Source organism: Pseudomonas campi (assembly GCF_013200955.2).
Taxonomy (GTDB): domain Bacteria; phylum Pseudomonadota; class Gammaproteobacteria; order Pseudomonadales; family Pseudomonadaceae; genus Aquipseudomonas; species Aquipseudomonas campi.
In genome coordinates this window covers 1,105,831-1,124,779 of the sequence record NZ_CP053697.2, presented here as the reverse complement: position 1 = coordinate 1,124,779, position 18,949 = coordinate 1,105,831, and the positions used below count along the sequence as shown (strand labels likewise).

The 18,949-nt window shown below is 65.5% G+C and carries 17 protein-coding genes; all 17 read left to right on the top strand.

Annotated elements, in window-relative coordinates; translation table 11 throughout:
• Positions 1–34 precede the first annotated feature (34 nt).
• Positions 35–451, top strand: coding sequence for a DNA polymerase III subunit chi (locus tag HNE05_RS05110; RefSeq protein ID WP_173203991.1), 417 nt, complete (start codon positions 35–37; stop codon positions 449–451).
• Between the two features lie 206 nt (positions 452–657).
• Positions 658–1,197 (top strand): DNA polymerase III subunit chi, encoded by a 540-nt coding sequence (locus tag HNE05_RS05105; protein ID WP_173203989.1) that lies wholly within the window; start codon positions 658–660, stop codon positions 1,195–1,197.
• A 349-nt stretch (positions 1,198–1,546) separates the two neighbouring features.
• Positions 1,547–4,378, top strand: a complete 2,832-nt coding sequence (locus HNE05_RS05100) for a valine--tRNA ligase (RefSeq protein WP_173203987.1) — start codon at positions 1,547–1,549, stop codon at positions 4,376–4,378.
• A gap of 339 nt (positions 4,379–4,717) precedes the next feature.
• Entirely contained in the window at positions 4,718–4,975 is a 258-nt protein-coding gene (locus HNE05_RS05095; protein WP_173203984.1) for an OadG family protein, read from the top strand.
• Between the two features lie 28 nt (positions 4,976–5,003).
• Complete coding sequence (gene oadA, locus HNE05_RS05090) at positions 5,004–6,776, top strand: sodium-extruding oxaloacetate decarboxylase subunit alpha (protein WP_173203982.1); 1,773 nt, start codon at positions 5,004–5,006, stop codon at positions 6,774–6,776.
• A 10-nt stretch (positions 6,777–6,786) separates the two neighbouring features.
• Positions 6,787–7,923 carry a sodium ion-translocating decarboxylase subunit beta gene (locus HNE05_RS05085; protein WP_173203980.1) on the top strand — a complete coding sequence of 379 codons (1,137 nt, stop codon included), beginning with the start codon at positions 6,787–6,789 and terminating at the stop codon, positions 7,921–7,923.
• Positions 7,924–8,102: 179 nt separating this feature from the next.
• On the top strand, positions 8,103–9,458 hold the full coding sequence (gene nhaD / locus HNE05_RS05080; RefSeq protein WP_173203978.1) for a sodium:proton antiporter NhaD: 1,356 nt from the start codon (positions 8,103–8,105) through the stop codon (positions 9,456–9,458).
• A gap of 11 nt (positions 9,459–9,469) precedes the next feature.
• The gene (locus tag HNE05_RS05075) at positions 9,470–9,766 is read left to right on the top strand and encodes a winged helix-turn-helix domain-containing protein (protein WP_173211605.1); all 297 of its coding nucleotides are present in this window, start codon (positions 9,470–9,472) and stop codon (positions 9,764–9,766) included.
• Between the two features lie 280 nt (positions 9,767–10,046).
• Positions 10,047–11,009, top strand: a complete 963-nt coding sequence (locus HNE05_RS05070) for a YbgA family protein (RefSeq protein ID WP_173203976.1) — start codon at positions 10,047–10,049, stop codon at positions 11,007–11,009.
• On the top strand, positions 11,006–11,920 hold the full coding sequence (locus HNE05_RS05065; RefSeq protein WP_173203974.1) for a MerR family transcriptional regulator: 915 nt from the start codon (positions 11,006–11,008) through the stop codon (positions 11,918–11,920). Before HNE05_RS05070 ends, HNE05_RS05065 begins: the two co-directional genes overlap by 4 nt.
• Positions 11,921–11,931: 11 nt before the next feature.
• The gene (gene phrB, locus HNE05_RS05060; RefSeq protein WP_173203972.1) at positions 11,932–13,386 is read left to right on the top strand and encodes a deoxyribodipyrimidine photo-lyase; all 1,455 of its coding nucleotides are present in this window, start codon (positions 11,932–11,934) and stop codon (positions 13,384–13,386) included.
• Positions 13,379–13,801 carry a nuclear transport factor 2 family protein gene (locus tag HNE05_RS05055; RefSeq protein WP_173203970.1) on the top strand — a complete coding sequence of 141 codons (423 nt, stop codon included), beginning with the start codon at positions 13,379–13,381 and terminating at the stop codon, positions 13,799–13,801. The genes phrB and HNE05_RS05055 overlap by 8 nt, the downstream gene beginning before the upstream one ends.
• Positions 13,798–14,562 (top strand): SDR family NAD(P)-dependent oxidoreductase, encoded by a 765-nt coding sequence (locus HNE05_RS05050; protein ID WP_173203968.1) that lies wholly within the window; start codon positions 13,798–13,800, stop codon positions 14,560–14,562. The genes HNE05_RS05055 and HNE05_RS05050 overlap by 4 nt, the downstream gene beginning before the upstream one ends.
• Positions 14,559–15,806, top strand: a complete 1,248-nt coding sequence (locus tag HNE05_RS05045; RefSeq protein WP_173203966.1) for an NAD(P)/FAD-dependent oxidoreductase — start codon at positions 14,559–14,561, stop codon at positions 15,804–15,806. The genes HNE05_RS05050 and HNE05_RS05045 overlap by 4 nt, the downstream gene beginning before the upstream one ends.
• Positions 15,803–16,621 (top strand): DUF1365 domain-containing protein, encoded by an 819-nt coding sequence (locus tag HNE05_RS05040; RefSeq protein WP_173203964.1) that lies wholly within the window; start codon positions 15,803–15,805, stop codon positions 16,619–16,621. The genes HNE05_RS05045 and HNE05_RS05040 overlap by 4 nt, the downstream gene beginning before the upstream one ends.
• Positions 16,608–17,882 (top strand): SAM-dependent methyltransferase, encoded by a 1,275-nt coding sequence (locus HNE05_RS05035; protein WP_173203962.1) that lies wholly within the window; start codon positions 16,608–16,610, stop codon positions 17,880–17,882. Before HNE05_RS05040 ends, HNE05_RS05035 begins: the two co-directional genes overlap by 14 nt.
• A 170-nt stretch (positions 17,883–18,052) precedes the next feature.
• The gene (locus HNE05_RS05030; RefSeq protein ID WP_173203959.1) at positions 18,053–18,574 is read left to right on the top strand and encodes a DUF2878 domain-containing protein; all 522 of its coding nucleotides are present in this window, start codon (positions 18,053–18,055) and stop codon (positions 18,572–18,574) included.
• Positions 18,575–18,949: the final 375 nt, after the last annotated feature.

Below are 18,949 nucleotides of genomic sequence, written 5' to 3'. Positions count from 1 at the left end.
TCCGGGCTACCGATTCGCCACCACGAGTGCCGTCATGCGCGTCGAGTTCTACGTTCTTTCCACCGCCACCCCGGCCGACCGCCAGCGGGCGGCTTGTCAGTTGGCCCTGAAAGCCTGGCGCGCCGGCATGCCGGTGTTCGTGCGCGGCGCCGACCAGGCCCAGTGCGAGGAGCTGGACGAACTGTTGTGGCACTTCAAGAACGACAGTTTCGTGCCCCATGACCTGCACCAGCACAACCCGCAGGCACCGGTGGTACTCGGTCTGGACGAGCCCCCGGCGACCAGCCAGGGCTTGCTGATCAATCTCAATCCGGCGCTTTCGCCGCATCTGCAGCAGTTCAGCCGGGTCATCGAGATCGTCAACCAGGAGCCGCAATTGCTCGCCCTGTGCCGCGAGAATTTCCGCCTGTACCGGCAGAAAGGCTATGATCCGCAGCGTGTAGAGCTCTGAGAACCTGTCCATGACCTGCTGCGCAGAGGCCATGCGGCTTTAACAATAGGCTCAGAGGATGGCTTGCATCGAACGCCCACAGGGCGGCCCGCCAGGGCGAACACCGTGAGTCATGCTCATTTACCATTCGTAAACTGCGCTTCCTCGCCTGTCTTCGCCTTGCCTGGCTCTAGCTCGCGAGATCATGAACAGGCTCTAATCGCATCATGGACACCCCGAAACCGCCCAAACCCGACCACCTGCTGGATGACCTCGAGTCCATCCGCAAGCTGCTGGAAGAGCAACAGCTCGAGCCGCCGCTGCTGACAGACAGCCTCGACGATGACCTGCAGATTCCCCTGCTGTCCGACATCATCGAACCCGGCCCGACCGTAAGCCTGCCCACCCCGCCGCCAAGTGCAGCCCCAGTGCAGCCGGCCAGCGCGACCAGCGCCCCGGCGCCAAGCCTTCCGTCCCAGCGCCCGGCCTCGCCGGTTACCCCGAGCCCCGCCGCGACCCCTGTAGCGCCGGCCAAACCCGCCACCGCACCAAGCGCACCTGCCCGCTCGACCATCAGCAGCGCCATCCAGCGCAGCGTCAGCGCCCAGGGGCTCGGCGAGCTGAACCGCCTCGACGGCGAACTGCGCGCTGCCGCGCAACTGCTGCTGCAGGACGTGATCGACGATTTCGTGCCGCAGATCGAAGCCGAACTCAAGCGCCGCCTCGACGCCCGCCTCGACCGCCTGCTGGCCCAGCGCAAGCCCTGATCAATCGGCTGCGGCGGCCGTGTAGGGTGGATCGCGCTTCATCGATCCACCGGACGGCGCTCTGGTGGATGAACAGAGCGTCATCCACCCTACGATCTCTTTTTTGCAGCTTCACAGTCGCGATGCGGTGCGGTGCGCTTTTGCCCCCTCTCCCGTTCACGGGAGAGGGCTGGGGAGAGGGTGAGTAGACAGACCCCCTCTCCCCCAGCCCCTCTCCCACAAGTGGGAGAGGGGAGCTTCCGAGACACCCGTCGTCCGGCGCTTGCCGCTTCGGCCTTTGGCCGCCTGCCCTTTGCCGTTATACTTGCCGGCTTTCCCGCTCAGTTGCCAATACGGTCCCGCCGCACCCATGGACAAGACCTACCAGCCCCACGCCATCGAAACTTCCTGGTACCAGACCTGGGAGCAGAACAACTACTTCGCCCCGCAAGGTTCCGGCGAGCCCTACACCATCATGATCCCGCCGCCGAATGTCACCGGCAGCCTGCATATGGGCCACGGCTTCAACAACTCGATCATGGATGCGCTGATCCGCTTTCGCCGCATGCAGGGCCGCAACACCCTGTGGCAGCCGGGCACCGACCACGCGGGCATCGCCACGCAGATGGTGGTCGAGCGCCAGCTGGCCGCCGACGGCATTGGCCGTCACGATCTGGGCCGCGAGAAATTCCTGGAGAAAGTCTGGGAATGGAAGGAGCAGTCCGGCGGCACTATCACCCGGCAGATCCGTCGCCTGGGTAGCTCGGTGGACTGGTCGCGCGAACGCTTCACCATGGACGAAGGTCTGTCCGAGTCGGTGAAAGAAGCCTTTGTACGCCTGCATAAAGACGGCCTGATCTACCGCGGCAAGCGCCTGGTCAACTGGGACACCAAATTCCACACCGCCATCTCCGACCTCGAAGTGGAAAACCACGACGAAAAAGGCAGCCTGTGGAACCTGCGCTACCCGCTGGCCGACGGCAACAAGACCGCCGACGGCAAGGATTACCTGATCGTCGCCACCACCCGCCCGGAAACCATGCTCGGCGACAGCGCCGTGGCCGTGCACCCGGAAGACGAGCGCTATAAAGCCCTGATCGGCACCTTCGTCGAGCTGCCGCTGGTTGGCCGCCGTATCCCGATCATCGCCGACGATTACTGCGACCCCGAGTTCGGCACCGGCTGCGTGAAGATCACCCCAGCCCACGACTTCAACGACTATGAAGTCGGCAAGCGCCACAACCTGCCGCTGCTGAATATCTTCGACAAGAACGCCGCCGTGCTCGCACAGGTCCAGGCATTCAATGTCGATGGCAGCGTCAACAGCCAGATCGACTGCAGCCTGCCGGCCGAATACGCCGGCCTGGGTCGTTTCGAGGCGCGTAAACAGATCGTTGCCGCCTTCGAGGCCGCCGGCCTGCTGGAAAGCATCGACGCCCACGCTCTGAAAGTGCCGAAAGGCGACCGTTCCGGCACCATCATCGAGCCGTGGCTGACCGACCAGTGGTACGTCAGCACCAAGCCGCTGGCCGAAAAAGCCATCGCCGTGGTCGAGAGCGGTGAAATCCAGTTTGTGCCCAAGCAGTACGAAAACATGTACTTCAGCTGGATGCGTGACATCCAGGACTGGTGCATCAGCCGTCAGCTCTGGTGGGGCCACCGCATCCCGGCCTGGTACGACGATGCCGGTAACGTCTACGTCGGCCGTGACGAGGCGGAAGTGCGCGCCACCCACAACCTCGGCGACGCCAACCTGCGTCAGGACGAAGACGTGCTGGACACCTGGTTCAGCTCGGGCCTGTGGACCTTCTCCACCCTCGGCTGGCCGCAGCAGACCCCGGAACTCAAGACCTTCCACCCCACGGATGTGCTGGTCACCGGCTTCGACATCATCTTCTTCTGGGTCGCCCGGATGATCATGCTGTCCACCCACCTGACCGGGCAGATTCCGTTCAAGACCGTGTACGTGCACGGCCTGGTGCGCGACGGCCAGGGCCAGAAGATGTCCAAGTCCAAGGGCAACGTGCTCGACCCGCTGGATATCGTCGACGGCATTACCCTCGACGAGCTGCTGGAGAAACGCACCAGCGGCATGATGCAGCCCAAGCTGGCCGAGAAGATCGCCAAGCAGACCCGCGCCGAGTTCCCCGACGGCATCGCCGCCTACGGCACCGACGCCCTGCGCTTCACCAACCTGGCGCTGGCCTCCACCGGTCGCGACATCAAGTTCGACATGGGCCGCGTCGAGGGTTACCGCAACTTCTGCAACAAGCTGTGGAACGCCGCCAACTTCGTCCTCGAGAACACCGATGGCCAGGACACCGGCATCAACGGTGAAGCGGTCGAGTTGTCCTCCGTGGACCGCTGGATCATCAGCCAGCTGCAGCGCACCGAGGCCGATGTGACCCGTCACCTCGACGCTTTCCGCTTCGACCTGGCCGCCCAGTCGCTCTACGAGTTCGTCTGGGACCAGTACTGCGCCTGGTATTTGGAGCTGGTGAAACCAGTTCTCTGGGACGAAAACGCGCCAGTAGAACGCCAGCGCGGCACCCGCCGCACGCTGATCCGCGTGCTGGAAGTGGTCCTGCGCCTGGCCCACCCATTCATGCCCTTCATCACCGAAGAAATCTGGCAGCGCATCAAGACGCAAGCTGGCGTCAGCGGCGACACCATCATGCTGCAGGCCTGGCCGGTGGCGAACGAGAGCCGCATCGACGCCGCCGCCGAAGGCGACATCGAGTGGGTCAAGCAGCTGATGCTCGGCGTACGGCAGATCCGTGGCGAGATGAAGATCTCCATGGCCAAGCGCATCGACATCATCGTCGCCAACGCCTCGGCCTCCGACCTGCGTCGCCTGAATGACAACGCGCCGCTGCTGAACAAGCTGGCCAAGCTGGAGTCGGTACGCGTACTGGCCGCCGGCGAAGAAGCACCGATGTCCGCCACCGCCCTGGTCGGTGAGATGGAAGTGCTGGTGCCGATGGCCGGCCTGATCGACAAGGACGCCGAACTGGCGCGCCTGGACAAGGAAATCGCCCGTCTGAGCGGTGAAGTGCAGCGCGTCGGCGGCAAGCTGAGCAACGAAGGCTTCGTCGCCAAGGCGCCAGCCGAAGTGCTCGACAAGGAGCGCGCCAAGCTGGCCGAAGCCGAACAGGCGCTGGCCAAGCTGGTCGAACAGCGCGAGAAGATCGCCAACCTGTAACGCAGTTGCCCCCTGAACAAGGCCCGCCGTCACCAGACCGCGGGCCTTTTTTCTGCTCGCCGGAATCATCACCGGCCGAAAAGCAACGCAGCGAGGCCCAGCGCCTCTGCCCCCGAATGCTCCAACCTACGCAGACAGAGGCTGGCGTCGACCTCGCCACGGCAAGCCCGCAGCAGAGGCCCCATGTCGGCATTGCAACAAATAATGTCCCAAATCGCGGCATGATAATTGCGGCCGGCGCCGCATCCACGTAAGGTTCCGCAGTTGCCGCAGCCACAAGCCCGGCGGCCATAACTATAAATAATCGCCGGACCTACGGCGGCACCCTCGGAGCCTCACATGACCCCGAACGATCTTCTGATGGAAGGCGTTGAACTTATGCTGATCGGCATAGGTTGCGTCTATTTGTTTCTCACCCTACTGGTCTACGCGATCCGCGGCATGTCCGTACTGATCGCCCGCTTCGCCCCGGAGCCACACCCCGTGGCCAGCGCGCCAAGTCCGCGGCCCCAGACGACGGCCACCGCCGATGTCAGCCCCGATCTTATTGCCGCCATCCAGGCCGCCATTCACCAGCACCGCAACAAGCGCGGCTGAGTAGCCCTTCAGTAGAGAGCACAAGAAGATGATCAAGTCCCGCCTTGGTATCACCGACGTCGTCCTGCGCGATGCCCACCAGTCGATCCTCGCCACCCGCGTGCGCCTGGAAGACATGCTGCCCATCGCTCCGAAACTCGACCAGGTCGGCTTCTGGTCGGTGGAGTCCTGGGGCGGCGCCACTTTCGACGCCTGCATCCGCTACCTGGGCGAAGACCCCTGGGAGCGTATCCGCCAGCTCAAGGCCGCCATGCCCAAGACCCGCCAGCAGATGCTGCTGCGCGGGCAGAACCTGCTCGGCTACCGCCACTATGCCGATGACGTGGTGGACAAGTTCGTCGAGCGCGCCGCGATCAACGGCGTCGACGTGTTCCGCGTGTTCGACGCGATGAACGACCCGCGCAACATGGAAACCGCCCTGCAGGCGGTCAAGCGCCAGGACAAGCACGCCCAGGGCACCATCTCCTACACCACCAGCCCGGTGCACACCCTGGAGATGTGGCTGGACCTGGCCAAGAAGATCGAGGACATGGGCGCCGACTCCCTGGCGATCAAGGACATGGCCGGCATCCTCACCCCCTACAAGGCCTTCGAGCTGGTCACGCGCCTGAAGGAAACCCTGTCGATTCCGATCCACATGCAGTGCCACGCCACCGCTGGCCTGTCCAGCGTCGCCATCCTCAAGGCCGTGGAAGCCGGGATCGACAACGTCGACACAGCGATTTCCTCGCTGTCGATGACCTACGGCCACTCGCCGACCGAATCGGTGGTCGCCATGTTCCAGGGCACCGAGCGCGACACCGGCCTGGACCTGCTACTGCTGGAAGAAATCGCCGCCTACTTCCGTGAAGTGCGGAAGAAATACGCCAAGTTCGAGGGCAACCTCAAAGGCGTCGACTCGCGCATCCTGGTCGCCCAGGTGCCGGGCGGCATGCTCACCAACATGGAAGGCCAGCTCAAGGAGCAAGGCGCCCAGGACCGCTTCGACGAAGTGCTGGCGGAAATCCCGCGGGTGCGTGAAGACCTCGGTTTCATCCCGCTGGTCACCCCGACCTCGCAGATCGTCGGCACCCAGGCGGTGATCAACATCCTCACCGGCGAACGCTACAAATCGATCACCAAGGAAACCGCCGGCATCCTCAAGGGTGAATACGGCGCGGCCCCGGCCCCGTTCAACCTGGCCCTGCAGGACCGCGTCCTGGACGGCAAAGAAGCCATCACCTGCCGCCCGGCCGACCTGCTCGAACCGGAAATGGACAAGCTCAGCGAAGAACTCGACGAACTGGCGCGCACCCAGGGCTTCAAACTGGCCGCAGACGCCATCGACGACGTGCTCACCTACGCCCTGTTCCCGCAGATCGGCCTGAAGTTCCTGCAGAACCGCGGCAACCCGGCGGCCTTCGAGCCGGCACCCACCGGCCACGAGCAACCCGAGCGCAGCGCCGGCCAGGCCGAGACCTATACCGTGGCCGTCAACGGTCAGTCCTTCGTGGTGCAGGTCAACGAAGGCGGCGACCTTACCGGTATCAAACCGCTGGGCGGTGCCGCCCCTGCCACCAGCCACACCGCCGCGCTGCCGGTCGGTGGCGGCGAGCCGCAGAAGGCGCCGCTGGCCGGCAATATCTTCAAGGTCCTGGTGCAACCCGGCCAGCACGTCGAAGAAGGCCAACTGGTGGTGATCCTCGAAGCGATGAAGATGGAAACCGAGATCCGCGCCTTCCGCGCCGGCACCATCGGCAGCGTCGACGTCAAGATGGGCGACGCAGTGGCAGTGGGCGACAGCCTGCTGACCATCGGCTAAGGGGCAGCGCATGGACAAGCTTCTGCAACTCTGGCAAAGCACCGGTCTCTATCACCTGACGCCGGGGCAGGCGCTGATGATGGCGACCTGCCTGCTGCTGATCTACCTCGGCATCAAGAAAGGCTTCGAGCCGCTGCTGCTGATCCCGATCGGCTTCGGCGGCCTGATGGCCAACATCCCGGTGGCCAACATGGCCGAAGGTGCGGGCTTCCTGCACCTGATCTATGAAGTGGGCCTGCCGACCAGCATCTTCCCCCTGCTGATCTTCCTAGGCGTGGGGGCCATGACCGATTTCGGTCCGATGCTGGCCAACCCGAAGACCCTGCTGCTCGGCGCCGCCGCGCAATTCGGCATCTTCGGCACCCTGCTCGGGGCGCTGGCGATTGGCGCGCTGGGCATCCCCGGCCTGGAATTCACCATGAAGGAAGCCGCCTCCATCGCCATCATCGGCGGCGCGGACGGCCCGACCTCGATTTTCGTGACCTCCAAGCTGGCGCCCCATCTGCTCGGCCCGATCGCCGTCGCGGCCTACGCCTACATGGCGCTGGTGCCACTGATCCAGCCGCCGATCATGCGTGCCCTGACCACCAAGGAAGAACGCGGCATCGTCATGCAGCAACTGCGACATGTCAGCCAGACCGAGAAGATCATCTTCCCGCTGGTTCTGTGCGTGCTGGTCGGCCTGCTGCTGCCGGATGCCGCCCCGCTGATCGGCATGTTCGCCATGGGTAACCTGCTGCGTGAGGCCGGTGTGGTCGAGCGCCTGGCCGACACCTCACGTAACTCGCTGATCAACATCGTCACCATCTTCCTCGGCCTGACCGTGGGCTCCAAGCTGTCGGCCGAGAGCTTCCTGCAGATGAAGACCCTGGGAATTTTGCTGCTGGGCATGGTCGCCTTCTGCGCCGGTACGGCGGCGGGCGTGCTGATGGCCAAGCTGATGAACGTATTCAGCAGCAACAAGATCAACCCGCTAATCGGCTCCGCCGGCGTCTCGGCGGTACCCATGGCGGCGCGGGTGTCGAACAAGGTCGGCCTGGAGGCCAACCCGCAGAACTTCCTGCTGATGCATGCCATGGGGCCCAACGTGGCCGGCGTGATCGGCTCGGCGGTGGCGGCCGGCGTGCTGCTCAACTTCGTCGGCTGATGGCGACGCTGTGACACTGACAAGCCCCGGCCCAGCCGGGGCTTGTCATATCAGCCGCCTGGGAACTTGAGCACAGTCATGTTCGCGCTTGCGACAACCGCAACACTTCCCCCGCACCAGACAACTCAGGCATCCTGCCGCTGCGTAATAACTAATAACAACTTCAACGGAATCGCCCCATGTACGCCTTGATGGCCATCATTTTCGTTATCGGCTACCTCTGCATAGCCTTGGAACACCCCCTCAAGATCGACAAAGCCGCCTCGGCTATTCTCACTGCGGTGATCTGCTGGACCGTGCTGGTGCTGGGTGCCGAGAGCATCCTGCCGGCCCTGGACAGCGCTGGCGGGCACGGCATCAGCAGCGAGCTGCGCCACCACCTGGGGGAAGTCTCGGAAATCCTGTTCTTCCTGATGGGCGCCATGACCATCGTCGAACTGATCGATGCCCACGAAGGCTTCAAGGTCATCACCGACCGCATCCGCACCAGCAAACGCGTGCACCTGCTGTGGATGATCGGCTTCATCACCTTCTTCCTTTCCGCGGCACTGGACAACCTGACCACCACCATCGTCATGGTTTCCCTGCTGCGCAAGCTGATCAAGGACCAGCACGAGCGCTGGTTCTACGCCGGCATCGTGGTCATCGCCGCCAACGCCGGCGGTGCCTGGTCGCCAATCGGCGACGTGACCACCACCATGCTGTGGATCGGCAACCAGATCACCGCCAGCGGCATCATCGCCCAGCTGTTCATTCCCAGCCTGGTCTGCCTGCTGGTGCCGCTGCTGGTGCTCAGCATGAGCATGAAAGGCGAGTTCGAACGCCCCGAAGTACTGGAAACCGAAGAAGAACGTCGCGACCCGACCACCCCGTTCGAGCGCAACCTGGTGTTCATCCTCGGCATCGGCGCCCTGCTGTTCGTGCCGGTGTTCAAGACCGTGACCCACCTGCCGCCGTACATGGGCATCCTGTTCGGCCTCGGCGTGCTGTGGGTGGTCACCGAGATCCTCCACCGCGGCAAGAACGATGAAGACAAGCATCCGCTCTCGGTGGTCGGCGTACTGCGCAAGATCGACACCACCAGCGTGCTGTTCTTCCTCGGCATCCTCCTCGCCGTGTCCAGTCTGGCCACCGCCGGCCACCTGACCCAGGTCGCCAGCGCCCTGAAGGACAGCCTGGGCAACGTCTACGCCATCAACATCGCCATCGGCCTGCTGTCCTCGGTGGTCGACAACGTGCCGCTGGTGGCCGGTGCGATGAAGATGTACCCGCTGGTCACCCCCGAGGTGCTCAGTGCGGCCGGCAGCGAAGCCGGCTGGCTGAGCAACTTCGTGGTCAACGGCGCATTCTGGGAACTGCTGGCCTTCTGCGCCGGCACCGGCGGCAGCTGCCTGATTATTGGTTCGGCGGCCGGCGTAGCGGCCATGGGCATGGAGCGGATCAACTTCATCTGGTACCTGAAGAAGATCAGCTGGCTGGCCCTGATCGGCTACCTGGCCGGCGCCGCCACCTATATCGGCCTGGCCAGCCTGTGAGTGCAGCAGCCGTGGAAGCGAGCAAGACCCGCACCAGCTTCTACCGCCGCCTGTACGTGGCCTGGTTGATCGACAGCGGCACCGCGACCACGGTGCCGGCGTTGATGGCCGCCACCGGCATGCCCCGGCGCACCGCCCAGGACACCCTGGCGGCGCTCGCCGAGCTGGATATCGACTGCGCCTTCAGCCAGCACGACGGCGAACGCAATAACGCCGGGCACTACGTGATCCGCACCTGGGGCCCGATCGACCGGGCCTGGGTCGGCGCCCACCTGGCGCAGATCAGGAGCCTGCTCGGCTATCCCTGAGCACCTGTTGACGATCCTTGTGCAGCGCCATAGCGCTGAGTGAAGGATCGCTTTTCCCCTCTGCCACACACGGCAGAGGACGCTGCCGACATGCCCCTCCGCTGAACCCACCCTCCGCCCTTCCGACAAGCACCGCTCACGTGGTGCCTTGTCACGCCCGGCCGAAGATAACGATACAAAAGCTGTACAAGCCCTTTGCATTTGTACAATACAACTCCTATGATGACCAAAGCCTGTACAAACATAAAAACATGTACAACTAATTCATCAGAGGCCTGCCATGCAGCACCGCAACGGCGACAAGCTAAAACTCGGCATCAGCGCCTGTCTGCTCGGCGCGGAAGTACGCTTCAACGGCGGGCACAAGGAATCGCGCCTGTGCAGCCGCACCCTGGCCGAGCACTTCGATTTCGTCCCGGTCTGCCCGGAAGTGGCCATCGGCCTGGGCACCCCGCGTGAGCCGATCCGCCTGGTCGGCGACCCGCAGGCACCGCGCGCACTCGGCACGCTGCACCGCGAACGCGACGTCACCGAGGCGCTGAGCGACTTCGGCACGCGCATGGCCGGCGAGCTGCACGACATCAGTGGCTACATCGTCATGCAGAAGTCGCCCTCCTGCGGCCTGGAACGGGTCAAGGTCTACCTGGACAACGGCTACCCCGCCGAAGGGGGCGGCACTGGCCTGTATACCGCAGCCTTCTGCCGGCTGCGTCCGGATCTGCCGATCGAGGAAGACGGCCGCCTGAATGACCCGGTACTGCGCGAGAACTTCATCACCCGCGTCTTCGCCTACGCCGAGTGGCAGCGCCTGCTGGCCAACGGCCTGACCCGCCGCGCCATCACCGACTTCCACGCCCGCTACAAGTACCAGCTGATGGCCAGCAACCCGCTGCAATACAAGGCCCTCGGCCGCCTGCTCGGCGAACTCGGCCAGCATGACCCGGCCGAACTGGGCCCGCGTTATTTCAGCCTGCTGATGGCGGCCCTGAAGAAATGCGCCACCCGGCGCACCCACAGCAACGTCCTGCAGCACCTGTGCGGCTACCTGAAGCAGGCCCTCGGCAGCCCGGAAAAAGCCGAAATGCAGGCACTGATCGACCAGTACCGCAGTGGCATCGTGCCGCTGGTGGTGCCGCTGACCCTGCTCAAGCACCACTTCCGCCAGCACCCGCACCCGTACATCGCGCGCCAGGCCTACCTGCAGCCGCATCCGGAAAACCTCAGCCTGCGCAACGCCCTATGAGCCAGCCCGACGACTACCAGGCCGCCCTCGCCCAGGGTTATCTGCCGATCCGCGAAGTGGCGCGCAGCACCGGGGTCAACCCGGTCACCCTGCGCGCCTGGGAACGCCGCTACGGCCTGGTGGTGCCCTACCGCACGCCCAAGGGCCACCGCCTGTACTCGCAGGATCATGTCGCACGGATCCAGGCCATCCTCACCTGGCTGGCGCGTGGCGTGGCGGTCGGCCAGGTCAAGGAACTGCTGGAACAGCGTGTCCCAGCCAGCGCCGCCGGCAGCAACCTGTGGGACGAGCTGCGCCAGGCCCTGTTGCAGAGCATCGAGCGCCAGGCCGAACGCCAGCTCGACGAACACTTCAACCGCGCCCTGGCGCTCTACCCACCGCATACCCTGTGCCAGCAGCTGCTGCTGCCGCTGCTCGAAGAACTGGACCAGCGCTGGCATGGGGCACCGTTCGGCGCGCAGCTGCAGCGGGTGTTCTTCCACTCCTGGCTGCGCAGCAAGCTCGGCGCCCGCCTGTACCACCACAACCGCCAGCACCACGGCGCACCGCTGCTGCTGGTCAACCTCTCCAGCCTGCCGCTGGAGCCCAACCTGTGGCTGTGCGCCTGGCTGGCCAGCAGCGCCGGCTGCCCGGTAGAGGTGTACGACTGGCCCATGCCGCTGGCCGAGCTGGCCATCGCCGTCGACAACATCGCGCCACGCGCCCTGCTGCTGTATGCCAGCCAGGCCCTGGATGCCGCGCAGATCCGCCGCGAGTTGCCCAGGCTCAACAGCGCCTGCGCCGTGCCGCTGCTGCTGGCCGGCCCGGCCGCGCAGATCCACGCCGACGAGCTGCACAACCTGCCGGGCCTGCACCTGGCCGCCGGGCCAATGGCCGCCGACCGCCTGCTGCACCAGGAGCAACTGCTGTGAAGGACTCCGCCATGCACCAACTGATCTGGCTGCGCAGCGACCTGCGCGTGCAGGACAACACCGCCCTGACAGCCGCACTGCAGGCCGGACCGACCATCGCCCTGTACCTGCTCAGCCCGCAGCAATGGCTGGAGCACGACGACGCGCCGTGCAAGGTCGACTTCTGGCTGCGCAACCTGGGTGAGCTGTCCGCCGAGCTGGCGGCGCTCAATGTGCCGCTGCTGGTTCGCCGGGCGCCGCACTGGCGTGATGCCCCCGCGGTACTTGCCGAGCTGTGCCGCGAGTTGCGCATCGACTGCGTGCAGGTCAACGAGGAATACGGCATCCACGAAAGCCAGCGCGACCAGGCCGTGGCCGCTCGCCTTGAGCAACAGGGCGTGCAGTTTCGCCGTCACCTCGACCAGCTGCTGTTCCAGCCCGGCAGTGTGCTGACCCAGTCCGGCGGCTACTTCCAGGTCTACAGCCAGTTCCGCAAGGTCTGTTACCAGCGCCTGCACACGGCCCTGCCGCCCCTGCTCGGCACCCCGCCGGCGCAAGCGCCGCTAGACATCGCCAGCGACGCCGTGCCGAGCGCGGTCGAGGGCTTTGCCAGCCCGAGCGAGAGCCTGCGCCAGCTGTGGCCGGCCGGCGCAGCGGCGGCCAGCGAACGCCTGGCGCGCTTCGCCGACGAACAGCTCGACGCCTACCACAACCAGCGCGACTTCCCCGCCCTGCCCGGCACCAGCCAGCTGGCCGCCTACCTGGCCGCCGGCGTGCTGTCGCCGCGCCAGTGCCTGCATGCCGCGCTGCGCCACAACCAGGGCGAGTTCGACAGCGGTAGCCAGGGCGTCATCACCTGGATCAACGAGCTGCTCTGGCGCGAGTTCTACAAGCACATCCTGGTCGGCTACCCGCGCGTCAGCCGCCATCGTGCCTTCCGCCCGGAAACCGAGGCCCTGCCCTGGCGCCACGCGCCGGACGAGCTGGCCGCCTGGCAGGAGGGTCGCACCGGCATCCCGCTGATCGACGCGGCCATGCGCCAGCTGCTGGCCACCGGCTGGATGCACAACCGCCTGCGCATGGTGGTGGCGATGTTCCTGACCAAGAACCTGCTGATCGACTGGCGCGAGGGCGAGCGCTTCTTCATGCGCCACCTGATCGACGGCGACCTGGCCGCCAACAATGGCGGCTGGCAGTGGAGCTCGTCCACCGGCACCGACTCGGTGCCCTACTTCCGCATCTTCAACCCGCTCAGCCAGTCGCAGAAATTCGACCCGGACGGCCGCTTCATCCGCCACTGGGTGCCGGAGCTGGTCGGCCTGAACAAGCGCGACATCCACAACCCGGCTGCCCCCGCAGCAACCTTGGGCGGCGGGCTGTTCGGCCTGGCCGACTACCCGCGCCCGATCGTCGACCTGGCCCGCTCGCGCGAGCGCGCCCTGGCGGCCTTCAAGAACCTGCCACAGCGCGAGGCCGCCCATGACTGACTTCCTGCGCCAGTTTGCCGAACGCTTCGCCGGCCTGGATGCCAGCAACCTCGACCGCCTGCGCGAGCTGTACAGCGACGACATCCTGTTTCGTGACCCGCTGCATGAGGTGCGCGGCCTGCCGGCGGTACGCGGCTACTTCGGCGAGCTGTACGCCAACGTCAGCGAGCTGCGCTTCGACTTCTATGGCTTCGACCAGAGCGCCGAGGGCGAAGGCTACCTGCGCTGGACCATGAGTTATCGCCACCCGCGCCTGCGCGGCGGTGCCCTGATCCGCGTCGAAGGCTGCTCGCACCTGCGCTGGCGCGACAAGGTCTACCAGCATCGCGATTACTTCGATGCCGGCGCCCTGCTCTATGAACACCTGCCGATCCTCGGTCGGGTGATTGCGTGGCTGAAAGGGAGATTGGCATGAAACGTATCTGGCTCACCGGCGCCAGCAGCGGAATTGGCGCTGCCCTGGCAGAAATTCTCCTGCACCAGGGCCATCACCTGGCCGTCAGCGCGCGCAATGCCGGCGCCCTGCATGCCCTCGCCGAACGCTTCCCGCACCAGGTGTTGCTGGCACCCGGCGACCTCAGTGATGCCGAACAGGTCCAGGCCATCGGCGAGCGCATCACAGAGCACTGGGGCGTGCTCGACACGGTGATCCTCAATGCCGGCACCTGCGAGTACGTGGACACCCGCCACTTCGAGGCGGCGATGATCGAGCGGGTGATGCGCGCCAACCTGTTCTCCGCCAGCTACTGCATCGAGGCCGCCCTGCCGCTGCTAAGGCAGAGCGCCCAGCCGCACCTGGTCGGCGTCGGCAGCTCGGTGACCTACCTGCCGCTGCCCCGCGCCGAAGCCTACGGCGCGTCCAAGGCGGCCATGCGCTACCTGTTCGAGACCCTGCGCATCGACCTGGCCGCCGAGGACATCGCCGTCACCCTGGTCAGTCCGGGCTTCGTCGACACCCCGCTGACGCAGAAAAACGACTTCCCCATGCCGATGCGCTGGCCGGTCGAGAAAGCCGCCCGGCACATCGCCGAGCGCCTGGACAAGCGGCCCTACGAAATCGCCTTCCCCGGCCCGTTTATCGCCACCCTGCTGCTGCTCGCCCACCTGCCCAAGGGCCTGCAACTGGCCCTGGGCAAACGCATGGCACGCACCTCCAACGCGGAACCCAACCCATGAAAATCGCCATTATCGGCAGCGGTATCGCCGGTCTGACCAGCGCCTACCTGCTCAATCGCCAGCACGACATCTGCGTGTTCGAAGCCAGCGACTGGGTCGGCGGCCATACCCACACCGTCGACGTCCAGGTCGACGGGCGTGACTACGCCATCGACACCGGTTTTATCGTGTTCAACGACTGGACCTACCCCAACTTCATCAAGCTGCTCGACCAGCTCGGTGTCGCCTCGCAACCCACCGAAATGAGCTTCTCGGTGCATGACCCGGCCACTGGCAGCGAGTACAACGGCAACACCCTCAACAGCCTGTTCGCCCAGCGCAGCAACCTGCTGTCGCCACGCTTCTGGGGCATGATCAGCGACATCCTGCGCTTCAACCGCGAGGCCCAGTTCGATCTGGCCGAGCAGTACATCGCCGCCGACCTGACGCTCGGCCAGTACCTGCAGCAGCGCGGCTACGGCCAGCGCTTCATCGACCACTACATCGTGCCCATGGGCGCGGCGATCTGGTCGATGTCGCTGGCCGACATGCTCGGTTTCCCGCTGCAGTTCTTCGTGCGTTTCTTCAAGAACCACGGTCTGCTCTCGGTCAGCAACCGCCCGCAGTGGCATGTGGTCAGCGGCGGTTCGCGCAGTTATGTAGCGCCACTGAGCGCCAGCTTTGCCGAGAAGATCCGCCTGAACTGCCCGGTGCAGCGCGTCGAGCGCGATGCCGAGGGCGTTACTGTGCACAGCGCCTTGGGCGCCGAGCGCTTCGACCAGGTGGTGTTCGCCTGCCACAGCGACCAGGCCCTGGCCCTGCTGGCCGAGCCGAGCCAGACCGAACGGGAAATCCTCGGTGACCTGCGCTACGCCGACAACGACGTGGTGCTGCACACCGATACCCGCCTGCTGCCAGACCGCCCGCTGGCCTGGGCCAGCTGGAACTACCGCCTCGGCGGCCCGGCCCAGCAACCCGCCGCCGTTACCTACAACATGAACATCCTGCAGGGCATCCAGGCGCCGCACACCTTCTGCGTCAGCCTCAACCAGACCGCTGCCATCGACCCGGCGAAGATCCTCGGCCGCTACCGCTACGCCCATCCGCAGTACAGCCTGGCCGGGCTCAAAGCGCAGGCGCGCTGGAGCGAGATCAGCGGCGTGCAGCACAGCCACTTCTGCGGCGCCTACTGGGCCAGCGGCTTCCATGAAGACGGCGTAGTCAGTGCCCTGCGCGTCGCCGAAGCCTTCGGGGAGCGCCTGTGAACAGCGCCCTGTACAGCGGCTGGGTCGGCCACCGGCGCTTCCTGCCGCGCGGCCACGACTTCCGCTATCGCATGGGCATGCTGCTGCTCGACCTCGACGAACAGGACGCCGTGCTGGCCCTGTCGCCTCTCGCCGGGCGCGGACGCTTCGCGCCGTTCGCCTTCCGCGAAACCGACTACCTGCCGCAGTTCACCCGCCAGGGCATGCGCCTGATCGACGCGGTGCGCCAGCGCATCGGCGCAGCCCTCGGCCGCGTGCCGGGCGGGCGCGTGTGCCTGCTGACCCAGCCACGCAGCTGGGGCCTGGCCTTCAATCCGGCGAGTTTCTACTACTGCTACGAGGCCGACGGGCGCCTGGCGGCGATCCTCTGCGAGGTCAGCAACACGCCCTGGCGCGAGCGCTATCACTATGTGTTGCCGACCAGCGACGTGTTGCCGGCCAGCGGCGAAGGTGTCCAGCACTTCGCCGTGGCCAAGGCCTTCCACGTTTCGCCGTTCCTGCCGCGCGAGCTGGAATATCGCATGCGCTTCAACCTGCCGGACGAGCGCCTGAGCATCCAGATGGAAGACTGGCAGGGTGAAGAACGCCTGTTCATCGCCAGCCTCGGCCTGCAGCGCCAGGTCCTCAGCCGCGCCAGCCTGCACCGCCACCTGCTGAGTTTTCCCTGGATGACCGGCAAGACCGTGCTCGGCATCTACTGGCAGGCCCTGCGCCTGCTGCTCAAACGCCTACCGATTGTTTCCCATCAAGCCGCGCAAGGTGAATACCGCGTGGCCAGCCCCTCTGCTCAGGAGCCTCGTCATGAAAAGCCCTAGCCTGACCTCTGCTAAATCCAGCGTACGCGCCGGCAGTGGCCTGGGTGCCAGCCTGCTGCGCAGCGCCGTGCTGCGCCAACTCGGCCAGTTGCGCCAAGGCCAACTGGCCGTCTTCGAAAACGGCGAACGCCTGCTGTTCGGCCAGGCCGGCTCGCCGCTGCATGCGGAGATCCACGTGCACGACCCGGCCGTGTGGGGCCTGGTCGCCGGCAACGGTTCGATCGGTTCCGGCGAGGCCTATATCCACGGCTACTGGAGCACCCCGGACCTGACCGCAGTGATCCGCGTGTTCGTCAGCAACCTCGACGTGCTGGATGCCATGGAAGGCGGCCTGGCCCGCCTCGGCCGCCCGCTGATCCAGGGCCTGCACTGGCTCAACCGCAACACCCGCAAGGGCTCGCAGAAGAACATCGCCGCCCACTACGACCTCGGCAACGAGCTGTTCGAACAGTTCCTCGACCCGACCATGATGTACTCGGCAGCGATGTTCGAGCGCGCCGACGACAGCCTGGAGCAGGCGCAGCTGAACAAGCTCGAACGCATCTGCCAGAAGCTGCAACTCAAGCCCGGCGACCACCTGCTGGAGATCGGCACCGGCTGGGGCAGCATGGCCATCTACGCGGCCAGCCACTACGGCTGCAAAGTCACCACCACCACCCTGTCGAAGGAGCAGTTCGCCTACACCCAGCGGCGCATCGAGGAACAGGGCCTGCAAGAGCGCATCACCCTGCTGCTGGAGGACTACCGCGACCTGACCGGCCAGTACGATAAGCTGGTATCGATCGAGATGATCGAGGCGGTTGGCCATCGCTTCCTGCCCACCTACTTCAAGCAGTGCGCGCGCTTGCTCAAGGACGACGGGCTGATGCTGCTGCAGGCCATCACCATCCGCGACCAGCGCTACGAGCAGGCCAAGCGCTCGGTGGACTTCATCCAGCGCTACATCTTCCCCGGCGGCGCCCTGCCCTCGGTGCACAAGATGCTGGAAATCATCAACCGCGAGACCGACATGAACCTGCACCACATGGAGGACTTTGGCCAGCACTACGCCAAGACCCTGCGCCTGTGGCACGACAACCTGCGCCACGCCCGCCACGCCCTGGAGCAGCTGGGCTACGACGATTACTTCTATCGTCTGTGGGAGTTCTACCTGTGCTATTGCGAAGGCGGCTTCCTTGAACGCACCATCGGCACCGCACAACTGCTGCTGGCCAAGGAGAAAGCCGTGCCGGCGCCGCTGTTGGGCCGTTTCAACGCCTGAGCCTGTCTCCCCGTAGGGTGGATGACGCTTTTCTCATCCACCATAGCGCCGCTCGGTGGATCGATGGAGCGCGATCCACCCTACAGACTGAGCCCGCCTCCCCTCTCCCATTCATGGGAGAGGGGCTGGGGGAGAGGGAAGCCCGTCACCGCCGTCCAAGGATCGTGCCCATGCCGCTGTCACCACCCCGTTCGCTACTGCTGAATGCCGCGCTGTTCCAGCTCGGCTGGTTCGCTTGCGTGTTCGGCGCCCAACGCCCCTGGCTGCTGCTGGTCGCCCTGGCGTGCCTGGCGGCGCATTTCTTCTGGGTCGGCAGCTGGCGCCAGGAGGGTCGCCTGGTCGCCAGCGTGATGTTGTTCGGCGCGGCGCTGGACAGCTTCCTGCTCAACCTCGGGGTCTTCGACTTCGCCGGAGATAGCCTCCTGCTCCCCGCCTGGTTGGCGCTGCTGTGGGCGCTGTTCGCCACCACCCTCAATCACAGCCTGGCCTGGACGGCCCGCCCCTGGTGGCTGGGCAGCCTGCTCGGCGCTGTCAGCGGGCCGCTGTCTTATCTGGGTGGCGCGAAACTGGCGGGCGTGGGCATGCCGCTGGGGTTGTGGCCGACCCTGCTGTTGCTGGCGGGGATCTGGGCGGCGGTGATGGTGATAGTGAATGGGTTTGCCGGAATGTATCGGGCGAAAGCCTCGCACTGAAGCCAAGATGCGAGATGCACTCAGCCCCTGGTTTCGCCCTGGCGGGCGCCTCACTTCACTACGCTCGGTCTTCTTACGAGGAGTCTGCGCATTCAGGTCGCACGGTGCACCCGGTATTCTTCGCCGTGGGGTATTGGCGCTGGCAGCGCACTTTTCTCGCAGCGCTTCCCTCGGTTTTGAACTACAGATTTCGCCTCTCACGGCGAGTCACTTTCTCTTTGCGCGCGCAAAGAGAAAGTAACCAAAGAGAAAGCGCGCCCGACATCCGGGTTTCGCTACGCGAAACTTCCCTCCCTCCGGTGCCGCTTCGGGGGCCGGCTTACAAGGGCCATCCCTGGCCCTTTAAGCCTATCGCCGCATCCATGCGGCTCGTCC